Origin of the sequence: Aquimarina sp. Aq107 (assembly GCF_943733665.1) — a bacterium.
GTDB lineage: Bacteria > Bacteroidota > Bacteroidia > Flavobacteriales > Flavobacteriaceae > Aquimarina.
The window spans coordinates 3,138,520-3,159,670 of sequence record NZ_OX030782.1 but is presented as its reverse complement, the minus strand read 5'-3'; the positions used below and the strand labels follow the sequence as shown (position 1 = coordinate 3,159,670).

Annotated in this window: 15 protein-coding genes; 3 read left to right on the top strand and 12 right to left on the bottom strand. The window is 31.5% G+C overall.

Features of this window, described 5'->3' with window-relative positions; all coding sequences use genetic code 11:
• Positions 1-23: 23 nt before the first annotated feature.
• On the bottom strand, positions 24-1,490 hold the full coding sequence (locus tag NMK29_RS13545; protein WP_108803708.1) for a M28 family peptidase: 1,467 nt from the start codon (positions 1,488-1,490) through the stop codon (positions 24-26).
• Positions 1,491-1,694: 204 nt separating this feature from the next.
• Between NMK29_RS13545 and NMK29_RS13540 the strand changes: the two genes are divergently transcribed.
• Both NMK29_RS13540 and NMK29_RS13535 read left to right on the top strand, forming a co-directional pair.
• Positions 1,695-2,825 (top strand): VWA domain-containing protein, encoded by a 1,131-nt coding sequence (locus tag NMK29_RS13540; protein WP_027392128.1) that lies wholly within the window; start codon positions 1,695-1,697, stop codon positions 2,823-2,825.
• 38 nt (positions 2,826-2,863) lie between these two features.
• On the top strand, positions 2,864-4,327 hold the full coding sequence (locus NMK29_RS13535) for a magnesium chelatase (RefSeq protein ID WP_108803709.1): 1,464 nt from the start codon (positions 2,864-2,866) through the stop codon (positions 4,325-4,327).
• Positions 4,328-4,338: 11 nt separating this feature from the next.
• On the opposite strand, the gene NMK29_RS13530 is transcribed toward NMK29_RS13535, so the two are convergent.
• The 9 genes from NMK29_RS13530 to NMK29_RS13490 form a co-directional block, all read right to left on the bottom strand.
• Positions 4,339-5,160: a DUF1853 family protein gene (locus tag NMK29_RS13530; protein WP_108803710.1), complete on the bottom strand. Its 822-nt coding sequence runs from the start codon at positions 5,158-5,160 to the stop codon at positions 4,339-4,341.
• Between the two features lie 8 nt (positions 5,161-5,168).
• On the bottom strand, positions 5,169-7,232 hold the full coding sequence (locus NMK29_RS13525) for a response regulator (RefSeq protein ID WP_108803711.1): 2,064 nt from the start codon (positions 7,230-7,232) through the stop codon (positions 5,169-5,171).
• A gap of 3 nt (positions 7,233-7,235) precedes the next feature.
• On the bottom strand, positions 7,236-9,329 hold the full coding sequence (locus NMK29_RS13520) for a response regulator (protein WP_108803712.1): 2,094 nt from the start codon (positions 9,327-9,329) through the stop codon (positions 7,236-7,238).
• Between the two features lie 129 nt (positions 9,330-9,458).
• On the bottom strand, positions 9,459-10,475 hold the full coding sequence (locus NMK29_RS13515) for a pirin family protein (RefSeq protein ID WP_108803713.1): 1,017 nt from the start codon (positions 10,473-10,475) through the stop codon (positions 9,459-9,461).
• A gap of 59 nt (positions 10,476-10,534) precedes the next feature.
• Positions 10,535-11,938: an amidohydrolase family protein gene (locus tag NMK29_RS13510; RefSeq protein WP_108803714.1), complete on the bottom strand. Its 1,404-nt coding sequence runs from the start codon at positions 11,936-11,938 to the stop codon at positions 10,535-10,537.
• On the bottom strand, positions 11,910-12,371 hold the full coding sequence (locus NMK29_RS13505; protein ID WP_108803715.1) for a DUF3291 domain-containing protein: 462 nt from the start codon (positions 12,369-12,371) through the stop codon (positions 11,910-11,912). The genes NMK29_RS13510 and NMK29_RS13505 overlap by 29 nt, the downstream gene beginning before the upstream one ends.
• Positions 12,372-12,402: 31 nt before the next feature.
• Complete coding sequence (locus tag NMK29_RS13500) at positions 12,403-15,699, bottom strand: amidohydrolase family protein (protein ID WP_108803716.1); 3,297 nt, start codon at positions 15,697-15,699, stop codon at positions 12,403-12,405.
• Positions 15,700-15,814: 115 nt separating this feature from the next.
• A complete protein-coding gene (locus NMK29_RS13495; protein ID WP_108803717.1) occupies positions 15,815-16,393 on the bottom strand; it encodes a YdeI family protein in 579 nt (192 codons plus the stop codon).
• Positions 16,394-16,517: 124 nt separating this feature from the next.
• On the bottom strand, positions 16,518-17,387 hold the full coding sequence (locus NMK29_RS13490) for a hypothetical protein (protein WP_108803718.1): 870 nt from the start codon (positions 17,385-17,387) through the stop codon (positions 16,518-16,520).
• A gap of 343 nt (positions 17,388-17,730) precedes the next feature.
• Between NMK29_RS13490 and NMK29_RS13485 the strand changes: the two genes are divergently transcribed.
• Complete coding sequence (locus NMK29_RS13485; RefSeq protein WP_108803719.1) at positions 17,731-19,368, top strand: ABC-F family ATP-binding cassette domain-containing protein; 1,638 nt, start codon at positions 17,731-17,733, stop codon at positions 19,366-19,368.
• 31 nt (positions 19,369-19,399) lie between these two features.
• Here NMK29_RS13485 and NMK29_RS13480 read toward each other — a convergent pair whose 3' ends face one another.
• Both NMK29_RS13480 and NMK29_RS13475 read right to left on the bottom strand, forming a co-directional pair.
• The gene (locus NMK29_RS13480) at positions 19,400-20,530 is read right to left on the bottom strand and encodes a glycoside hydrolase family 26 protein (RefSeq protein WP_108803720.1); all 1,131 of its coding nucleotides are present in this window, start codon (positions 20,528-20,530) and stop codon (positions 19,400-19,402) included.
• 87 nt (positions 20,531-20,617) lie between these two features.
• Positions 20,618-21,151, bottom strand: a complete 534-nt coding sequence (locus NMK29_RS13475) for a CIA30 family protein (RefSeq protein ID WP_234424277.1) — start codon at positions 21,149-21,151, stop codon at positions 20,618-20,620.

Here is a 21,151-nt window from a genome sequence, read left to right as displayed (position 1 = left end):
TGGACTGATTATAAAATGATAATCTATTTTTTGTTATATAATTTTATACCAGCATCATAGTATTTATCACCTTCTACCCAGAAAGGTGTTTTAGGGTTATTAGCAATATTTCGGCACGCCAACACATAGGATTGGAAGAATTTTAAAAGATAATCATAATCCAAGGTGTCGGGATTGTCGGTTACCTGATGATAATATTTTGTTATTTCTTCGTCAAAAGCTGTAAACCCCATACTAAATGTTGGAGCAGGAATTCCTTTAGCAGCAAAATGTACATTATCTGATCTATCGAATAGCCCTTGTTCAGGAGCTGGATCATCAATTGCTTTGAGTCCAAAAGGAGTTGCAGCCTTCTTTATATCATCCGACGCAGTAGTTCGTTCTAGACCAACAATTGTGGCTATACTAGTATCATTATATCCACCATTATCACTATTAAAACAGTATACCATTTTATTTAAAGGAATCAAGGGGTTTTCTACATACCATTTACTACCTAGTAATCCTTTTTCTTCTCCGGTAAACAATATAAATAAAGCCGACCTTTTAGTTGGATACTTAGCAATATTTTCTGCTGCAGACAATACTGTAACAGTTCCAACTGCATTATCTCTTGCTCCGTTATAAATAGAGTCATTATCGACAGCTTTCCCTATACCCACATGATCATAATGAGCAGAATAAATAATGTATTCATCCTTAAGTTTTGGATCCGTTCCTTCAACCATTCCAACAACATTTTGAGTAGTTATGTTACCTTTCTTGATACCTTGAATATTAATTGATCCATTCACCTCATTTTTGTCCGTAAAGAATTTACTAATTTCTTCTTTTTGGTCATTTACCCATAAATAAGCGAAATTATTAGATGTGTCTTCTTCAGAAACATACATTTTTTCTCCATTAAAACTATGATCCAATTGAGACCAAGTTCTATCATCTATATTATTAACCTCAATAATACCAATGGCACCTTTTTCTTTTGCAATTTTGATTTTCTCTTGTGTTTTAGAAAAGGCAAATCTTAGATTATTATTTTCTTTTGTTCCAGAATATGAAATAACTATTTTACCCTTTACATCTACATTAGCATAGTCTTTTTCGAAACCATAATTAACAAATGCCAATGAACCAGAATAAGATGTATTCATTTTATTAATTGTTACGATTTTTGAAGTACTAAAACTTTTTATTTTCAGTTCTGCTTTATCAAATTGAGATACTGTTTTAAGTACGACTTTCTGAAGATAACTTTTATCTTCTGTAACGGGTTTTACTCCATAAGAACGTAGCATATTAGCTAAATATTGAGCGGCTATTTTATTCTCAGCAGTTCCAGTTTGTCTACCTTTTAGTTCATCAGATGCCAAAAAATAAATGTGCCCTTCAATTTCACTTTTTGAAATTGTAGTTTTTACTTTTTCGATATCATTTTGGCCATAATTTATAAATGGAAAAAGAAAGAGTAATAATAGGAATGAATTCTTCATAAACTGAGTAAGATGATTTTTGATTATTATAAGAATATATTCTTAAAAATATACTTGATGTCTCAAAGATAAGAATTGTATAGTGTTTATTGTTTTTAGATAAAAGTGTCTTTAAGCCAGAACAATTCCAAAACATTTGTTAATTATCTATTATTAGCATTGAGTTCAGTATATATCTTTTACAAAATATGCTAAATTTATATAATGAAAGAGAAAAAGGGATTTTTAAAAAAAGGGTTCGCTTTTAAAAACTATGAAGCACCTGAGCAATCTCCATTTGATAAGCTTTTTGATATTTTTCAGGAGATTATTACTCACACTTCTGGCGACCTAGATGAGGCTTTGGATTGGATGAGAGAATTGGATAAAGAGTACAAACTTACCACAGAAGAATACACATTAGATGATTTTATTGAGGATTTAAAGAAAAAAGGATATATCCGAGAGGAAATCAAACCTGATGGAAAAGGCGGAATGTCTATTACAGCTAAGACAGAAAGAGCAATTCGTAAAAGGGCATTAGATCAAATTTTTGGTAATTTAAAGCGTAGTGGATCAGGAAACCATAGAACTAAATATACAGGAAGAGGAGATGAACATGCAGGAGAATATAGGAATTATCAATATGGTGATGGATTAGAAAGAATATCAATTACAGAAAGTTTAAAAAATGCTCAGATTAACCATGGTATCGGAGATTTACATCTTACTGAGGATGACCTTGTTGTAGAAGAAACACAGTATAAGGCGCAGATGAGTACTGTATTAATGATTGATATCAGTCATAGTATGATATTGTATGGCGAGGATAGAATTACTCCCGCTAAAAAGGTGGCAATGGCATTAGCAGAACTTATTACTACAAGATACCCGAAAGATACCTTAGATATTTTGGTGTTTGGAAATGATGCTTGGCCAATTGCGATTAAAGATTTACCATATTTACAAGTTGGACCTTATCATACGAATACTGTTGCAGGATTACAGTTGGCTATGGATATGTTAAGAAGAAAGCGTAATACAAATAAGCAAATTTTTATGATTACCGATGGGAAACCTAGTTGTTTAAGAATGCCAGATGGACAGTATTATAAAAATAGTAATGGGTTAGATCGGAATATTGTGAATAAGTGTTATATGATGGCACAGCAAGCTAGAAAATTACATATACCTATTACTACGTTTATGATTGCGCAAGATCCTTATTTAATGCAGTTTGTTAGAGAGTTTACCCACGCGAATCAAGGTAAAGCTTTTTATACTGGTTTAAAAGGACTCGGTGAGATGATTTTTGAAGATTACGAAGCGAATAGAAAAAAAAGAATTAAAGGATAAAAAAGATTATAAATAAAGAATATTTCGGAAAAGAAAATATGGATTTTAAGAATATAAAAACATTCGGAGAACTAAAAGCATCGGGATATAATAGTAGAAGTATAAAAGATGAACTTAGAGAAAATTTAAGAACTAAGATTGGTAATAACGAGGATACTTTTACAGGAATTCATGGATATGAAAACACTGTTATTCCTGAGTTAGAACGAGCAATATTATCCAGGCACAATATTAATTTATTAGGTTTGCGAGGTCAAGCAAAGACTCGTTTAGCAAGACAAATGATTAATTTATTAGATGAATGGATTCCAGTGGTAACTGGATCTGAGATTAATGATGATCCGTTTAACCCGATATCAAGATATGCGGTTACGTTGATTGAAGAAAAAGGTGATGATACCCCTATTTCTTGGATGCATAGAAATGATCGGTTTGCTGAAAAATTAGCTACTCCTGATGTTACTGTAGCTGATATTATTGGTGATGTAGATCCAATAAAAGCTGCGAATCTAAAGTTAAGTTACGCAGATGATAGAGTTATTCATTTTGGGATGATCCCAAGAGCCAATCGTTGTATTTTTGTAATTAATGAGTTACCAGATTTACAAGCTCGTATTCAGGTGGCATTGTTTAATATTTTGCAAGAAGGAGATATTCAAATAAGAGGATTTAAACTTAGATTGCCGTTAGATATGCAGTTTGTATTTACTGCAAATCCAGAGGATTATACCAATAGAGGTAGTATTGTAACTCCTCTAAAAGATAGAATTGGCTCTCAGATACTAACACATTATCCCGAAAGTATAGAGATTGCCAAAACAATTACCCAGCAAGAAGCAAAGTTAGATTCTAGACAAAGTACATTAGTTTATGTGCCTGATTTAGCAAAGGATTTATTAGAGCAAATTAGTTTTCAGGCTAGAGAAAGTGAATTCATCGATGCTAAAAGTGGTGTAAGTGCTAGAATGAGTATTACTGCGTATGAGAATTTATTAAGTACTGCAGAGTATAGAGCACTTAAATCAGGAGATGAACAGACTTTATTAAGACTTAGTGATTTTATGGGCGTAGTTCCGGCAATAACGGGTAAAGTTGAGTTAGTATATGAAGGTGAGCAAGAAGGAGCGGCATCTGTAGCTCATACCTTAATTTCTGATTCTATTAAAACATTATTCTCTGATTTTTTTCCAAAAATTGAGAAGTTAGAAAGAGAAAGCGAAAGAAGTCCCTATCAAGAGCTAATAGATTGGTTTTTTGAACAAAGCGGTTTTGAACTTTTGGATGAAATTTCTGAAGAAGACTACAAGAAAAAATTAGATGAAATTGTTCCGTTAAATAATCTAATTAAAAAATATCAAGATGATATAGATGAAAAAGATAGTTATTTTATGAAAGAATTCTTGTTATGGGGATTAGTGGAACATAAAAAATTAAGCAAATATCGATTGTCTGAAGGTTTTAGGTTTAAAGATTTATATGGTAGTTATATAAATGACTTATAATCATAAAATTATTACCACCAAACAATAAAACACTTGGTAAAAGAATCTTCATTACTTTTTATCCAAAGTAATGGAGATTTTTTTTTGATCAGTTGTATTCGAAGCTCTTCTAGTATTGCCATATAAGAGTACCAAACTCTATTGTGTTTTGGTTGTGTGACCCAATCTTTCTTCTCTGGGATGAAATACTGTCGAGAGCCATACTTATCTGATGTAAAATCTTTTTCGTGTATCCAAAACCCTTGTATACAACTATTATTTAGATCCGGAAGTTTCTTGTTTTTATAGGATAGAGGGACAAATAAATTTCCATAAAAACACACTTTTTGTAGTACCTTGTTTGGATCAATATTTAGTTCTCTAAGCTTTAATGCAGTTTCAGGACGATAGAGTAGTGGTAATTGTTTTTCTTTTAATTTGGTTATTTTTTCTAATAAACTATCTTTTTGATTAGGGCCTATCCATCTTTCTAACGAAGTAGTACTTTTTTTAGGATTATAGAGGTAGAATTTATAAACTAACTCAATGTGTAAAATATTTTTTTTACGCAAATCTTCTACTATAAAATCTAATTCTCCAATAGTTATTTTGTTTTTGAATATTTGAAGACCTTTTAGTATCAATTTATAATCACTTGTACTATGTATGTAGTGTTCAAAAAAATGTTCAATTCTTTTTCCTAGCACTTCATTAGGTGCAATATTAATAGAATACTCTTTGGAGAGATTACTATTTGAGTTTACTAAATCGAATTGAAGAAGTTCAAAAAGACTTGCGTTTTTCCACAATAGTTTACTGTTTAAAAAACCAGCGTACTGATGTTCAAAAGACATTATTGATTCTATTGTTTATTTCTAAATATAGAAATGTACTTATCTAATATTGGGCGTAATATTTTTCGATCTACGGGTTTAGCAAGAAAGTCATCACATCCCGCTGCTAAGGCTTTTTCTATATCTTCTTCGGTAGAATATGCTGTCTGAGCAACAACTGGAAGATCTGGCCGCATTTTTTTTATACGTTTAGTTGCATCATAACCATCCATAATAGGCATTTTGATATCCATTAAAACTAAATCAATCTTTTCGTTTCCTTCGCATATCTCTACAGCTTCTTTCCCATTTTTAGCGCGGTAAATGATAAATTCGAAATCAATCATTTTGGTTAACACCGTTTTTAAAAATAAGAAGTTGATTTCTCCATCTTCAGCAATAAGTACAACATGTTTTTCTGGAATTATTTCTCCCTTTTTTTTAGTAGCTAGTTCTGCGTTATTTTGCATTGGGGTATATGGAATTTTTAATAAGAAGGAACTTCCTTCGTTTTCTTTACTTATAAAGGAAATATTTCCTCCGATTAAGTCGGTATATTCTTTAGCGATTGCTAGACCTAAACCAAGACCTCCAAAATTTTTAGAGATTTCTTTTTCGGATTGAGAGAAACTCTTAAAAATAATATCTTGATCTTTTTGTTTAATTCCTATCCCAGTATCTTTTATGGATATAGCAACATAATCTTCTACAAGATAAGAAAAGATTATTATTGAACCAGTATTAGTGAATTTAATACCATTATCAATCAAGCTATCAAGTATTTTATAAAGTTTAGGATGATCTGTAATAATTATGTTTTTTTCTTCGGGAATTTCGTTGTTCAACTGAATTTTTAGGTTTTTTTCATCTGCCTTAGTTGAATATTCTGAAATTAATTCTAAGAACAATTCTTCTAAGTTTGTTGGCGCAAATCGAATTTTACTTTGTTTTGTTTCTAATACCGAAATTTCTAAAATATTGTCAACAGAGTTAATTAAATCTTTACCACTCTCAATAATAATTTTAGTATACTCTTGCCTTTCTTCTTCTGTTATCGCAGAGGATTTCAATAATTCTGAGAATCCCATAATTCCATTCATAGGAGTCCGAATTTCATGCGAGATATTCTGAATAAAATTGGTTTTTATCCTATTACTTTCTTCAGCTTTATCCTTAGCAATTCGAAGTTCTTTAGTTTTTTGTCTGATTTTAAATTTTAAGTAAAAGTGTACTAAAATAATACTTGCTAAAGCTGTGAAAAATATAATTGATGAAATAATCCAAAACTTCGGTTTTTTGTAAAATGGTTTTACAACATCAAAAAGCCAATTGTCGAGTATTTCTTGCTTTTCTTCATCGGTGATATTACGTGTAGCTTTGGTTATTATTTCGTTTAATATCTTATTTTCTTTATTAACAGCAATACTTGGGATATAGCTGTAATCAATTTCTGTTATTACTTTTAAACCGGTGATGCCTTCTGACTTAATTAAATAATTAACCATTGCTTTTCCACCAATATATGCATCTGCTTCTCCAGATTGTAATTTAAGTAGACAGGTGATATCGTCAGGAAAATTTTTAATGTTTAAGTTGGAGTAATTTTCTTTAAGATAGTCGTCTATAGAGTATCCTTTAGGAACTGTAATCCTTTTATCCAAAAAATCATTAAATTTTAATGTACTATCGACTTCTTCTCTAACTACTAAAACGAAAGGGGTTTCAAAAAATTTAGTGTAAAAATTTAGATATTTTTCTCGCCCTGCAGTTTCCTGCATTTCTAATACAATATCGATTTTTTTGTTTTGAGCATCTTCGATTAAATTGGACCAATTGGTATAATACTTTTTTTGAAAACGATAATCAATTTTATTTTCAATAAGACCAAAATGATCTACTAAAATCCCATCGATACTATCTTTTTTATTTATAAATTGATAAGGAGGATAGTATGCATATACTGCTACAGAAATGGTATCCTGTTTTACTAACCAATCTCTTTCTTTTTTGTCGAGAATATCTTGATCAGAACAAGATGTTATTCCTATTATTAGGTATAAGAAAACAAAAATATGAGTTATCTTTTTTAGCATATACTAGTGTGTGTTAGAAGTCTTATTTCTATTTTTAAATAATGGGAAATACTTATTTAGCATCGGTTTTAAAATCTTTTTGTCTACAGGTTTAGAAACAAAATCATCACATCCGGCATCTAAGGCTTTTTGTACATCTTCTTCTATAGAATAAGCAGTTTGGGCTATGATAGGTAGATTGGGTCTCATTTTTTTGATATAGGAGGTAGCATCATATCCATTCATAATCGGCATTTTAATATCCATAAGAACTAAATCAATATTCTCATTTTCTTCACAAATGGTTACCGCCTCTTGACCGTTTTTTGCTCTATATATTGTGAAATCATAATCGTTCATTTTGGTAAGAATTGTCTTAAGAAACAAAAAGTTAGTTTCCCCATCTTCTGCAATTAATATGATATTCTTTTCTGTTTTTAAAGGATTTTTACCAGTAATGTTTTTTGTATTAGAATTATTCTTTTTTACTTGATTATATGGAACTTTTAATGAAAAAGTAGTTCCCTCATTTTCCTCACTTATTACTGTAATTTGACCACCAATAAAATCAGCATTTTTTTTGGCAATGGTAAGACCTAATCCTAACCCATTATTTTTTTCTATAGGATTTATTAGGTTGTTTATTGGGTCTAAGCTATTAATTATTTTGTTTTTCTTTTTTTCTTCTATTCCAATTCCAGAATCCTTAATAGAAATAGATAAAAAGCTATCTACTATAGAATATGAAATATTGATAGTTCCGTTATCCGTATATTTTATAGCATTGTCCATAAAAACATTTAGGATCTTATTTAGTTTAGGACGATCCATTAGAACTAAATTTTCTGAATTTGTAAGTTCGCTTTTAATGTTAATTCTAATGTTTTTTTCTTCTGCTTTTACTTGATATTGTGAAGTTATTGTGCGAAATACATCTCGAAGATCGATTTCGATCAGTCTTAAGGTAAATCTTTTGGTCTGTAGTTGTGAAATTTCTAAAATGTTATCGATAATGGATAGTAGTTCTTTACTATTTCCAATAATCATTTGAGTATATTTTTTTCGTTCTTCTACACTTAGATTGTTATCATTTAAAAATTCCGAAAGCCCTATGATTCCATTCATCGGAGTTCTTATTTCTTGTGGAATATTATAAATAAAGTTTGTTTTTAAGCGATTACTTTCTTCAGCAATGTCTTTTGCAATTATTAATTCTTCAGTTTTCTGTTTGATTTTATATTTCAAATAGGCATTGAAAGACGCTCCTAAAATGAAAAATAATAATGTAATTAGGAATACCATTATCCAGAAAGTCGGAGTTTGATAGAAAGGGGTAACATTACTATAGTACCAATTATTTAAGATTGATTCTTTTTCTTCTTTTGTTATACTGGATAGTACTTTAGAAAAAATATTATGTAGAGTTGTGTTTGTTCTATTAACGGCAAAACCTGGTTCATAATTTAAGGTAGTATCTGAAGTTATTTCGATATCATTTAATTTCTTTATCCTTATATAATAATTAACTAAAGCTTTAGGCCCTATGTAAGCATCATAGACTCCAGAGTTTAATTTAATTAAACAGGTTTGTTCATCTTTTTCAGTTACAATATTAAAATTCGGATAAGTACGTTTTAAAATTTCTGTAATGGCGTAATCTTCTGGTAATACAATAGTTTTATCAGTTAAACTATTAATATTAATTCCAAAATTAGCATCCTTTCTAGTAACAATTACGTGAGGGGACTTAAATAATGGGGCATAAAAGTTTAAATATGATTTTCGTTCTTTAGTTTCTTGGATTTCTAATATACATTGAACGGTATTGTTTTTTACATCGTGTATTAATTCGGGCCAGTGATCATAGCGTTTTTTTTGAAATTTATAACCAATTTTCTGTTCAATCAATTTTAAATAATCGATGAAAATACCATCAATTTCATTTTGGTCATTTACAAACTGATACGGCGGGTAATATGGATATATGGCAACAGTAATACTATCATTTTTCTCTAACCATTTCTTTTCTAAGTCGTTGATTACTATTTCTTTTGAACATGATAATGTAGATAAAAATAAAAGGAAGATCGGGAAGAAATATAGTACTTTTTTTAGCATATGAATTCACAGTTTAAATACTTAACTTTTTTCTTCCCTTTAATAAAGATAGTATTTTAATAGTAGTTTTAAAAGGATACTACTTTTAAAACTATAGTTATAAATATGTAAAGTATTGCTTTTGAGTACTTAAGAGTCTTTAATAATTTGACTTCCATCGGGATACAAGGCAAAACGTCCTTTTGACCTATTATGCACGTGATCATAGCTAGGCCAGGGCCATTTACCAAATTGAGTTTGTTGGTATTCTATAATGGCTTCTCTGATTTCTTGTTGACTATTCATTACGAAAGGTCCTTGTTTAACAACCGTTTCGTTAATTGGTTTTCCTTGAAGAAGTAAGAAATGAGATTCTTTATCACCATTTTTTATTGTTAGTTCTTTATTAGCTATGGTAACAAGTTCATGATTTACTGGGATTTTATATCCATCACTTTCAATTTTACTTCCTTTAAAAAAGAAAATAGAACGATTTATTCCCTTTGATGCCTTCTTAAATGTGTATTGGGCATTCGGTGCCATTTTTATAGTAGCTATTAAAACTTCGTTTTCTGAATTGGATGCCCAAGAATTCGGAGCTGGATCTACCGCATTTTGATTTTCTATTTTTCCAGAAATTAAGGTTATTTCTGTTGTTCTTTCATACTCATCAGTTATATTTAATATGGGTATTTCTTCATTCCAAAGCATTTTAAAATGTGGTTCGACCATTTTTTTACTTTTAGGAAGATTAAGCCAAATCTGAAATAATAAAAAGGGGTTCTCTTCTTTTGAATTCAAAAGCGGGAACATTTCGGAATGTTGTACACCTTTACCGGCAGTCATCCATTGTACATCTCCATTACCGAAACGGCCAGCAGCTCCTAAAGAATCAGAGTGGTCAACGAGTCCTTTTTGTACAATTGTTATAGTTTCAAATCCGCGATGCGGGTGCGCAGGAAAGCCTGGTACTTTATTACCATGGTACATTCTCCAGCCATCTTTGAGAATGAAATCTTGCCCAATATTTCTTCCTTCAAGAGATGCATCAGGACCTAATTCTTCATTTCCTTTAGGGTATTGATCTTCGTGATAGGCACAGAACAAAAATGGATCTGGAGTTTCCCAGGTAAATCCTAATGGTTTTACTTTTTTTATTGCATCCATAAATAATTGTTTTTTAGATCAAAAAATAGTTCTGATAATTTTATTATGAGTTAATCAAGTTACAAGTTTTTAGGATCATAGATTTTTTTTCCTTTGATAACCTTATAAATATCTTGAGTATTCTTAATATTTTGTATTGGGTTACTATTAAGAATCACTAAATCAGAAACTTTTCCTATTTTAATGGTTCCACAAACTTTATCTTTCTTAAGATATTGAGACCCATGATATGCTGATGTTTGTATGGCCTGTAATGGAGTTAACCCAGCAGATACCATTGCTTCTAATTCTTTGTGTAATGAAATCCCAGAATAGATGTAGGAGTTAAAAGCGCCACTATCCGATCCGGCCAAAAGTTTTACATCAGCATCTTGGAGAGATTTAGTTAAACCTTTAAAAAAGGTGTTTAATTCATTTCTTGATTTTTTAGATTCGTTAGATGCTGTTAATGCACGTTTGATTCTACCTTCATAGGTTTTAATAATTCCTTTCCCTATAATTTTTAGATAAGGATCATTACTATGATCTACTTCATCCAGATAACTTAGGATGTCTCCGATGTGTAATGTCGGAACAACATAAGTGTTCGCTTCCTTTAGATCTTTAAATGTTTGTTGAGCGATTGAATCATTATAACTTTTGATTAGATCATCCATAGCACCCCAAAAACTTAACTCTTTACGAATAATGGCCTGAGTGATTTCGGATTCTTGAGAAGAGCATCCTTTTAAAATATAATATAAATGTTCAATTGCTCCGATACCAGAATTTACAGCTTCATTAAGTTCTACCGTAAATGGCATGTGACCTGAAGATATGATACCTCTAGCTGAAGCTTGTTTTAATATTTCTAAATAATTCTCTCTAGAAATTTTACTATCATATATTTTTACAAAATCAGATGGTATTTTTTCTAAAGAATCTAGTGCTTTGGTAATATCTTCGACAGATTCGATAGGCAACGAACCTGCCCAAGTGGCATTAGCTCCATCTAGTTTAGGACCAGAAGTGTAGATAGTAGGACCAATTAATTCATTGTTTTTAATTTCTTTTCTCCAAGTTAAAATCTCCGAAGTAAGATCTCCTCCAGCATCTCTGACAGAAGTAATCCCATTAGCTATAAATAAAGGAAGTAAGTTCCTGTTTTCTTGTACCAAAGAATCTCCTCCTCTAAGATGTATATGATTATCCCAAAATCCTGGCAGAAGGTATTTGTTAGTTCCGTCTATTTTGTTTTTTGTCTCATAAATGCCAACACTATCTAATGACTCTATTTTTACTATTTTTCCATCAGTGATATATACTGTTTTTGTCGTTATATTTCCATTCTCGATTTCAACTAGATTTACATCAGAAACTACAATATCATATTGTTTTTTCCCCTTTTTAGCACAACTAAACATGAAGAGAAGCGTAATTATAAATATAGCTATTTTATAATTTTTGATAATTGATAGCTTCATCTTTTGTGAATTTACTTTTAAATGAGAATGCGTAAGGAGTTTCTCCGTGCTCTTGTAAATAGTATAATCTTTCTTTAGCTTCTTCTGGAGAAGGCTCATGACCATTTTCTATGTACCAAAATGCTATATGCATTCTAGGCATTTTATGAAACCATTCTTTTTTTCTTTTTAATATTGCCACATGATCTGATTTATACGTAAAGTTGAATAGTGCATCCAAGCTTTCCCATACAGACATATTAATTATCAAAAAAAGATTATCAAAAACAGTTAAAGCAGTTGCGTTTCCTTCTTCGCCTTTTAACCTCCATACAAAACCATCACTTTGTTCGGCTAATTCATTTATGCGATCTAAATTATTTACAAAATCTGCCATAATTGGATCATTGATAGGAGCCAACATTTCGGCGATGTTTACTTGTGCTAATTGCATGATCTTAGTTTTTAAATATTATAATCACTTTCTAATTATGTCCCAAATGGCATCCACAACCTGGTTTCATAAAACTTTGAGATGCTTCGTGCCATGGAAAAGCTTTGTTGGATTTGGAATTTTCCCACCAAAACTTCGTTCTTTCTTTTGTAGTATTTCCAATTTCATTCATAGTTTCGGTGTCATACAACCTGCCATTTACCATAGTATATTTTACTGTTTCTGTATTTCGAATATTTTCTAAAGGATTTTTATCCAGAACGATTAAATCCGCTAGTTTACCTTCTTTAAGTGATCCTATATCATTACCCGCACCGATATATTTAGCACCATTTATAGTTGCTGCTTGTAATGCTTGCATATTGGTCATACCACCTTGCTGAAGCATCCAGAGCTCCCAATGCGCTCCAAGACCTTGTAATTGTCCGTGTGCACCTAAATTTACTTTTACTCCTTCATTAGTTAGTTTTGTCGCTGTTTTAGAAACCAAGATGTGACCATTTTCATATTCTTCATCTGGTACCATAGTTCTATGACGCGATCTAGCATCTACAATAGATCTAGGAGTATATTTTAGTAATTTTTCATTTTCCCAAACATTATCTTTTTGATAGAAGAAATATTCTCCGTTCATTCCTCCATAATTTACAATTAGAGTAGGAGTATATCCGGTTTCACTAGTTTTCCATAATTCATATACATCTTTATATACGGGAGCAACTGGTATATTGTGTTCCACACCTGTATGGCCATCCATAATCATGCTCATATTGTGATAAAAAGTAGAACCTCCTTCTGGAACCACATTGATTCCTAATTCGCGAGCTGCTTGCATTACTTGTTGCCTTTGTTCTCTACGAGGTTGATTATAACTTTTCACGGATTTGGCCCCAAAGGCTTTTGTTCGTCTTATCGAAGATCTTGCATCTTCTAAATTATTTACTACTGCTTTAAAATCTCCATCAGCACCATATAATATAAAACCAGTAGAGTAGAGACGAGGTCCTACCATTTTCCCGCTTTTAATTAATTCCGAAATACTAAATACAGTTTCTGTATTGGCAGATGGATCATGTGCCGTTGTAACTCCAAATGCTAAGTTTGCATATAGCTGCCAATGTTTTTGTGTAGTTAGTCCATATCTAAATGCCCCTACATGAGCATGTGCGTCTACAATACCAGGCATTATTGTTTTTCCTTTAATATCAAATATTTTAGCATTTTCTGGTATGGTAACCTCGCTGCTTTGCCCTATCCTTTCAATAATATTTCCGTTTATAATAATTGTTCCTTGTTCAATAACGGTATCATTCTCCATGGTGATGATACGGGCATTAGTGAAGACAATTTTTCCGGTTGGAGCATCTGTTTTTGTAACTAAACCAATAGGACTTCCATTGTTAGTTATTTCTCCTACTTTTTCTGGAGAGTTTGGTAAGAAGATAAACCTATCCTTAATATTATTTGAAAAATATTCATCCCCAAGTGTCCAGAATATTTGTTTACTGTCTTTAGACCAATGTAAATTGATACCAGCGTCTTTAGAAATTTGTGATACGGGTACTAAAGTTGATTTATTGTCTAAGTCAATTGTTTTTCCATTAATAATTAAAGGAGCTATATAGGCTTTATGCAAATGTGTAAATGCGATCCATTTATTATCGGGACTCGGAACTAATCGGTTGGCATATTTTGATTTTATATGTGATTTTTTATCTTGTCCGTTTAGGTTTACTGAGTTCAATTCTTTTATTAAACTACCAAAGTAGATTCCTCCTTTTTGATAAAAAAGGCGTTTTCCGTCTTTAGTAAAAGTTGGATATTCTCCTTCTTTTAAAACTAATTTCGGATTGCTTCCTGAAGAAGACATCGTATAGATTCCGGTTTTTTTACTAAAACTTCTTCCTTGGTCATTATTTCCTCCTTCTTTTCTGTATGCGATTAAGCTACCAGAAGGGTTATATGAAGGAGTTCTGTAGATGCCTTTTTCGGATGTTAGTTTGATAGGAGTTCCTCCAGTAATTGGAATTTTGCAAATAGAACCTAATGTCTCATCATTCCAGGTCACAAATACTATGTTTTTACCATCAGGAGAGAAACTTGGCTCGAATTCAAAATCAGCATTTTGGGTTGTTAATCGTTGAGGTTTACCTTTTGGTAATTTTTTACTCCATAAATGTCCCAAAGCACTAAATACTAATGTTTTTTTATCAGGAGAGGTAACAGCATGACGAATAACTTTAGCAGTAAATTCTTTCGGAGATACTGGGGCATTAAAATGTACAGTTTCGGCTATTTTTAGAGTAGCATCTACTGTAAAAGGGATATTAGTTACGTTAGAGTTCTCCACATTTATTTTGTGAATTTTTCCTGCTGACCAAAATATAATCTCTTGGTTATTTGGCATCCAACTAAAATTGGGGTATATCCCAAAAATTGCCCAAGCTTCTTGTTGATCTTTATTTAATTTATCATAAATGGGCCATTCTTCACCAGTTTCTAAATCATGAATATATAATACTGTCTTGGTTCGTACTCGTTTTACAAATGCTAATTTTTTCCCATCTCTTGAAATCTGAGGTCTTGCAGCTCCTCCAGGACCACCAGTTATCCTTGTGGTTTTTCCTGTTTCAAAATCGTAACGTTTGATTACATAAATTTGTTTGTTAGGATCTTTATTATATTGAAAAAAACCACCTGGATACATATCCTCACTATAATATAAATATTTTCCATCAGGAGAAATACATGGTTCGTTTACATCTTGTTGATCATTCTTTCTTTTGGTCAATTGTATTCCAGATCCTCCTGTAATATGATATTGCCACATTTCTCCAGCTCCTAAAGATCGTTGAGATGTAAAGTGTTTTCTGGCAACGATATAATTACCATCTGGCATCCAATAGGCATTGTTTAATAATCTGAATTTTTCCTTAGTTATTTGTTTAGGATTACTTCCATCCGAATTCATTGTCCAAATATTATCTCCACCACCTGCATCACTAGTAAAAGATATTTTTGATCCATCTGGACTAAAACGGGGTTGTACTTCAAAAGGAATACCGGTACGCAAGGTTTTAGCTTTTCCTCCTGTTATGGGAATGCTGTAAATATCTCCCATAAGATCAAAAACAATAGTTTTTCCATCTGGACTTACATCTAGATTCATCCAAGTACCCTCATCAGTCGTAAAACTGTGATCTTTATAATTAAACTGACCATTAGGATTAGAAACATCCCATTTATCCTCTTTTTTGTCTTTTTGTGCTTGGGTATTAAATACTAGAAACAGCCCTAGGAATAGGGTAGTTATAATGTGTTTGTGCATGGTATTTGATTTATCTGAATCGAAAATAATGAATTAGACAACAAAATGTCTTAAAGTGTTGTTAATGGAATATAGGGGATTATGAGATCAAAAGTAGTATTTCTTAGTATTTGGTTTATCTGCCACCATCTCTTGTTTTGATATTAGCTTTGCAAAGTTTGATAATTTCTAAAATTCTTCTATCCCTAGTTTCTTGACGTTTGGCTTGATTAAGCCAGTACAGGTAACTTTTTCGATAACTTTGGGCGAAGTTTGAATAGTTGGTGTATGCTATTTTATTTGTATTAAATGCTTTTTGTAAATCCTCTGGGATAATTCCATTTTCTACATTATCTAACGCTGTCCAAGATCCATTTTCTTTTGCAATACTTATAGATTTTAGACCACTATCCTGCATTAAATTGTTTTTGATCAATTCAATGATATATGTTTTATTCACTTTACTCCAAACACTTTTAGGTTTTCTAGGGCAGAAATACTGCCTTCTTTTTTCATTATCAATTTTTTTTACTGTAGAATCAATCCATCCATAGCAAAGAGCTACTTTTACAGCTTCTTCCCAACGCATACTAGGTTGTTTGCTTTCTACTTTATAAAAAATCAAATATATTCCTTCAGAACTTGTATGATTTTCATGAAGCCATCCGCGCCATTCTTTGTCATTTTTAAAGTATAGTTCTGGTTTTGTAATCATGAAAGTGGTATTATTTTAGTTGTATATTTCACAAGGAAAGTTACTAATTTTCACTAAATAAAAAACCCATTATACATTTATGTTAATGTATAATGGGTCTCATTATTTTGTGTAATATGTTCTTCTAATAGAATCTAGTGTAGGCTCTAAAAGATCCACTACTAGTTGGTCGTGTTCTCTTTACTTGTCTTTCAGTATTTGTAGAAGTATAGTAATAATAGTACCAGTATCCATTCGGTAAGTCTACTTGATATTTTAGTACCCATTTCCAATCGCTAAAAGGCCAAGAAGCTGTGTTTTCCCAAGCATAAAACTGTAATCTGGTCAAACCACAAACTACGTTAGTTCGCGTATACGTATCGTCTAGTTCTTTCCAATCGCCACCATAATATGAATTACGTGTTAATGAAGTCCATAGTCCATTATCGCAGAAACGTATATCCGTTGGTGTTGATACAACAGGAACTCCGCCACAATAAATGTTTCTAAAATCTGTAGCTCCGATATCATAGCAAGCTTTTTGATCTATAGCTTCTACGTAATTTGGATCTTTGATCTCTAATAAAGCACCACTTTTTTCAATATTTCTACCAGATTGTTGTAGTTCTAAACCTTTCGCTGTTTTTGCTACGCGTTCTGGTACTGAGACAGAATTAGATGTCAATGCAATAAAAAGATTAAAAGGAGATTGTTCTATACTATGAAGACTTTCTTCAGCATTTTTAGAAGCATTTCCGTATAATGTCTCTGCTACAATCATTTCATCTTCATCACCTAATGCAATAAAATGATATTCGTGCCCATCTTTTTGAATTTTTGCTACTTCATAAGAAGTTTGACTTAATTCATCTAAGTATTTAGCATTTTTGGTAGGAGTTTCCTGTAACTCCTGTAATTGTTCATCTTGTAACTCATCTTCTTTGTTTTCACAAGCTACAAACACAATACCAAAGGTACATGCAATGGCAAGTGTTTTAAAAATTGATTTTTTCATAATTATCGGTTTTAAAAGTATTTAATTAGTGAAAGGCTTCCGGAATTATCTTTCTGAAAGCAAACTTACTGTGTAAGTCGTTGTTATACAACGAGTAAATGACGGTTTGTGATTAGTTGTTACACCGATGTTTTTAGGGTTATTTTCCCTTATTGGATGGTAGTTTGTAATTAAATTTCCATTAGTGTTAATTAATATGTCTAGCTATTAGGATTATATGGATTTCTATAATTCTATCCTTTTTTTCAATTTATAATAAAGATGGTTGTAGTAATTGATATTCATATAATTCCTTTGTAGTGATCTGCTTTTTTATAGTTTTGCACCTTTAAAATATGATAATATGATTTCTGTTGATGGAATTGCTGTAGAGTTTAGTGGTGAGACATTATTTAGTAATGTTTCTTTTGTGATAAATGAAAATGATAAGATTGCCTTAATGGGTAAAAATGGAGCGGGTAAATCTACTATGATGAAGATTATTGCAGGTGTACAAAAAGCTACCAGAGGAAATGTACGTTGTCCCAAAGAAGCTGTGATAGCCTATTTACCGCAGCATTTGTTAACGGATGATGATTGTACAGTTTTTGAAGAGGCGTCAAAAGCTTTTGGTCAAATTCATGATATGCAACATGAAATGGATCGATTGAACAAAGAATTAGAAACTCGTACAGATTATGATTCGGATGAATATATGGGAATCATCCAAAAGGTTACAGATCTTGGAGAAAAATTTTATGCAATAGAAGAGGTAAATTATGATGCGGAAGTAGAAAAGGCATTACAGGGATTAGGTTTTAGGAGAGAAGATTTTACAAGACCAACTAGTGAATTTAGCGGGGGATGGAGAATGCGAATTGAGCTTGCTAAAATATTATTGCAAAAACCAGATCTTATATTATTAGATGAGCCTACGAATCATGTGGATATAGAATCTGTGATATGGTTAGAAGATTTCTTACTTAATAAGGCGAAGGCAGTTATTGTGATTTCTCATGATAAGGCATTTATAGATAATATAACCAATAGAACAATAGAGGTTACTATGGGAAGAATCTATGATTATAAGGCTAATTATACGCATTATCTTCAGTTAAGAGAAGAAAGACGTTCTCACCAATTAAAGGCATATCAAGAACAACAAAAATTTATAGCCGATACAAAACAATTTATAGAAAGGTTTAAAGGAACATATTCTAAAACAAATCAGGTAAATTCTAGAGAACGTATGTTAGAGAAACTTGATATTATAGAAATAGATGAAATAGATACTTCTTCATTGAAACTAAGATTTCCGCCTTCAGCACGCTCTGGGGACTATCCTGTTATAGCTAAAGAATTATCCAAGAAATATGATGATCATGTTGTTTTTAAAGATGCTAGTATGTCTATTGCAAGAGGAGAAAAAGTTTCTTTTGTAGGTAGAAATGGCGAAGGAAAGTCTACTATGATAAAAGCAATTATGGGAGAAATTGATTTTGAAGGTCAGTGTGATCTTGGACATAATGCTAAAGTGGGATATTTTGCTCAGAACCAAGCATCATTATTGGATCCAAATCTTACCGTTTTTCAGACTGTAGATGAAGTTGCTAAAGGAGATGTAAGGACACAAATTAAGAATATATTAGGTCAGTTTATGTTTAGCGGCGATCATATTGATAAAAAGGTGAGTGTACTCTCTGGAGGAGAAAGAACTAGATTGGCAATGGTTAAATTACTTTTAGAACCTGTAAATGTTCTTATTTTAGATGAGCCAACTAATCATTTAGATATACGATCCAAAGATGTTCTTAAGGAAGCACTGTTAAATTTTGATGGGACATTGATATTGGTATCGCATGATCGAGATTTTTTAAGAGGATTATCTAATAAGGTGTTTGAATTTAAAAATAAAAGAGTAATTGAACATTTCGAGACTATTGATGCTTTCTTGGAAAGAAATAGAATGGAGAGTTTAAAAGAAATAGATTTAAAAGCATAACTTTTTAGAATGAATATAAAATGATATCTTTTTATTGCGTTTCACTACTTAATAAGATGGACTCTTTTTCTACAAAATCTCTAAAATTATTAACTGAGGGGTGCGTTAAAAAAGGAACGTGAAAAAAGGAAGGCGTATCATTACGCCATACCATAGCATACGAAATACTACTACTGCGAATTGCTTTATAAAGACTTTCTGTCCACCAAGTATTTTGAGTTACATTAGTCAATCCGGTTTCCGTAAGTGCAAAAAGACGATTTTTGTCGGTTGCAATACTTTCTACTATTTGTAAATTATTTAGTGCATTTTGTAAAAATCTCCCATTCATAAAGTCATATACGTCAACACCAAACATATCTACATAGGCATCACCAGGATAATTTCTCATATATTCTGAAGCATCTGAGACCCAATTGGGAGAGTATATATAAATCAAATTATGAACATCTAAATCTTCTGACAGAATGGTAACTGTATCTCTAAATAGTTGAATATACTCTTGGGTAGTTCTAAAGCCTTCGCCCCAATAAAAGAAATCACCATTCATTTCATGCCAAGGCCTAAATAAGATGGGTATTGGTTTTCCTTCTGAATCTTTTAAATTTTTAAAAAGAGTAGCTACTTTTCCTAAAGACTCTAAAAAAAGGTCTCTAAATTCTCCACCTTCTAGCATGTCCGGAACTACAGTATCTCTTCGATCAAAACCTTGGATATGACTTGGATTTACTGCGTGCCAACTCATTGTTATAATACTTCCATTTTCATGTGCCTCTACTACCGCATTAGTAAATTTTTCTATAAAATTGTCAATCACTAAGGTGTTTTGAAGCGATATAAGTTCTAAGTCAAAACCAACAATCGCTGGATGATCATTAGCAACTTCAAAAAAATCATTATCAAGTTTATCAGGCATGGGAAAGTTATTGCCTGTCCCGAAAGCTTCTTGTCTTCCAAAAGCAATTCCTTTTTGTGTAGAAGAAATTAATCTAGTATATAAATCCTTTGCTTCTTGACATATATCAGAGTCAGCGAAAATACCATTGTGCGCAATTACTGGAGGATTTCTTTCGGCATTTGGGTCATATAGAATTTGGTCATCAGTAGAACAGCTAAAAAAAAATAGAATGTTCAAAAAAAGTATCCCAAAGCCTTTATTCATATTTTTTTCTTAATCAGTCGTGTAAAAAGTGATATCATTACAGATGAAGTTGTTGAAAGTGAAATGAATAGAGGTGTTAGTGGTTGTTTATTTTAATTCTATTGTATCAATTATTAGTTCGAATTTTTCTTCTTTTTTGTTTCCAATCAGAAATGCAATTTCTTGCATTTGTTCAGCTTGATAATTAGGAAGATCTAATTTTCTTCCTCTAAATGCCGGATACATTTCGGATAATGAGATTTCAATAGTTTGCCATTCTCCAGTAGTCTTAAAAATTGCTATATAAGAATATCGATCATTATAATTAGTTTTAGCTCTAAATTGATAGGTAGTTGGATCTCCTTTTAGTTTTATTATAGCCTTAGTATACCCTCTTACTTTTAAAGTTTCAAAACGATATCGAACTAATGAGAATCCACCATTGTTTTCTAAAGAAACAGTGCCAGAAAAAACAGCATTTCCATCAGGATTAATTTCTAGACTACTATTAGATACACCGCCCATAACGACATCATTCACTATGGTCCAATTTGATAAATTGCTATTTTTATTAAAATCAAAAATAACTAAGGGATATGTCATTAAAAGAGTAAATATATATGATGTTATATGATTGATCAT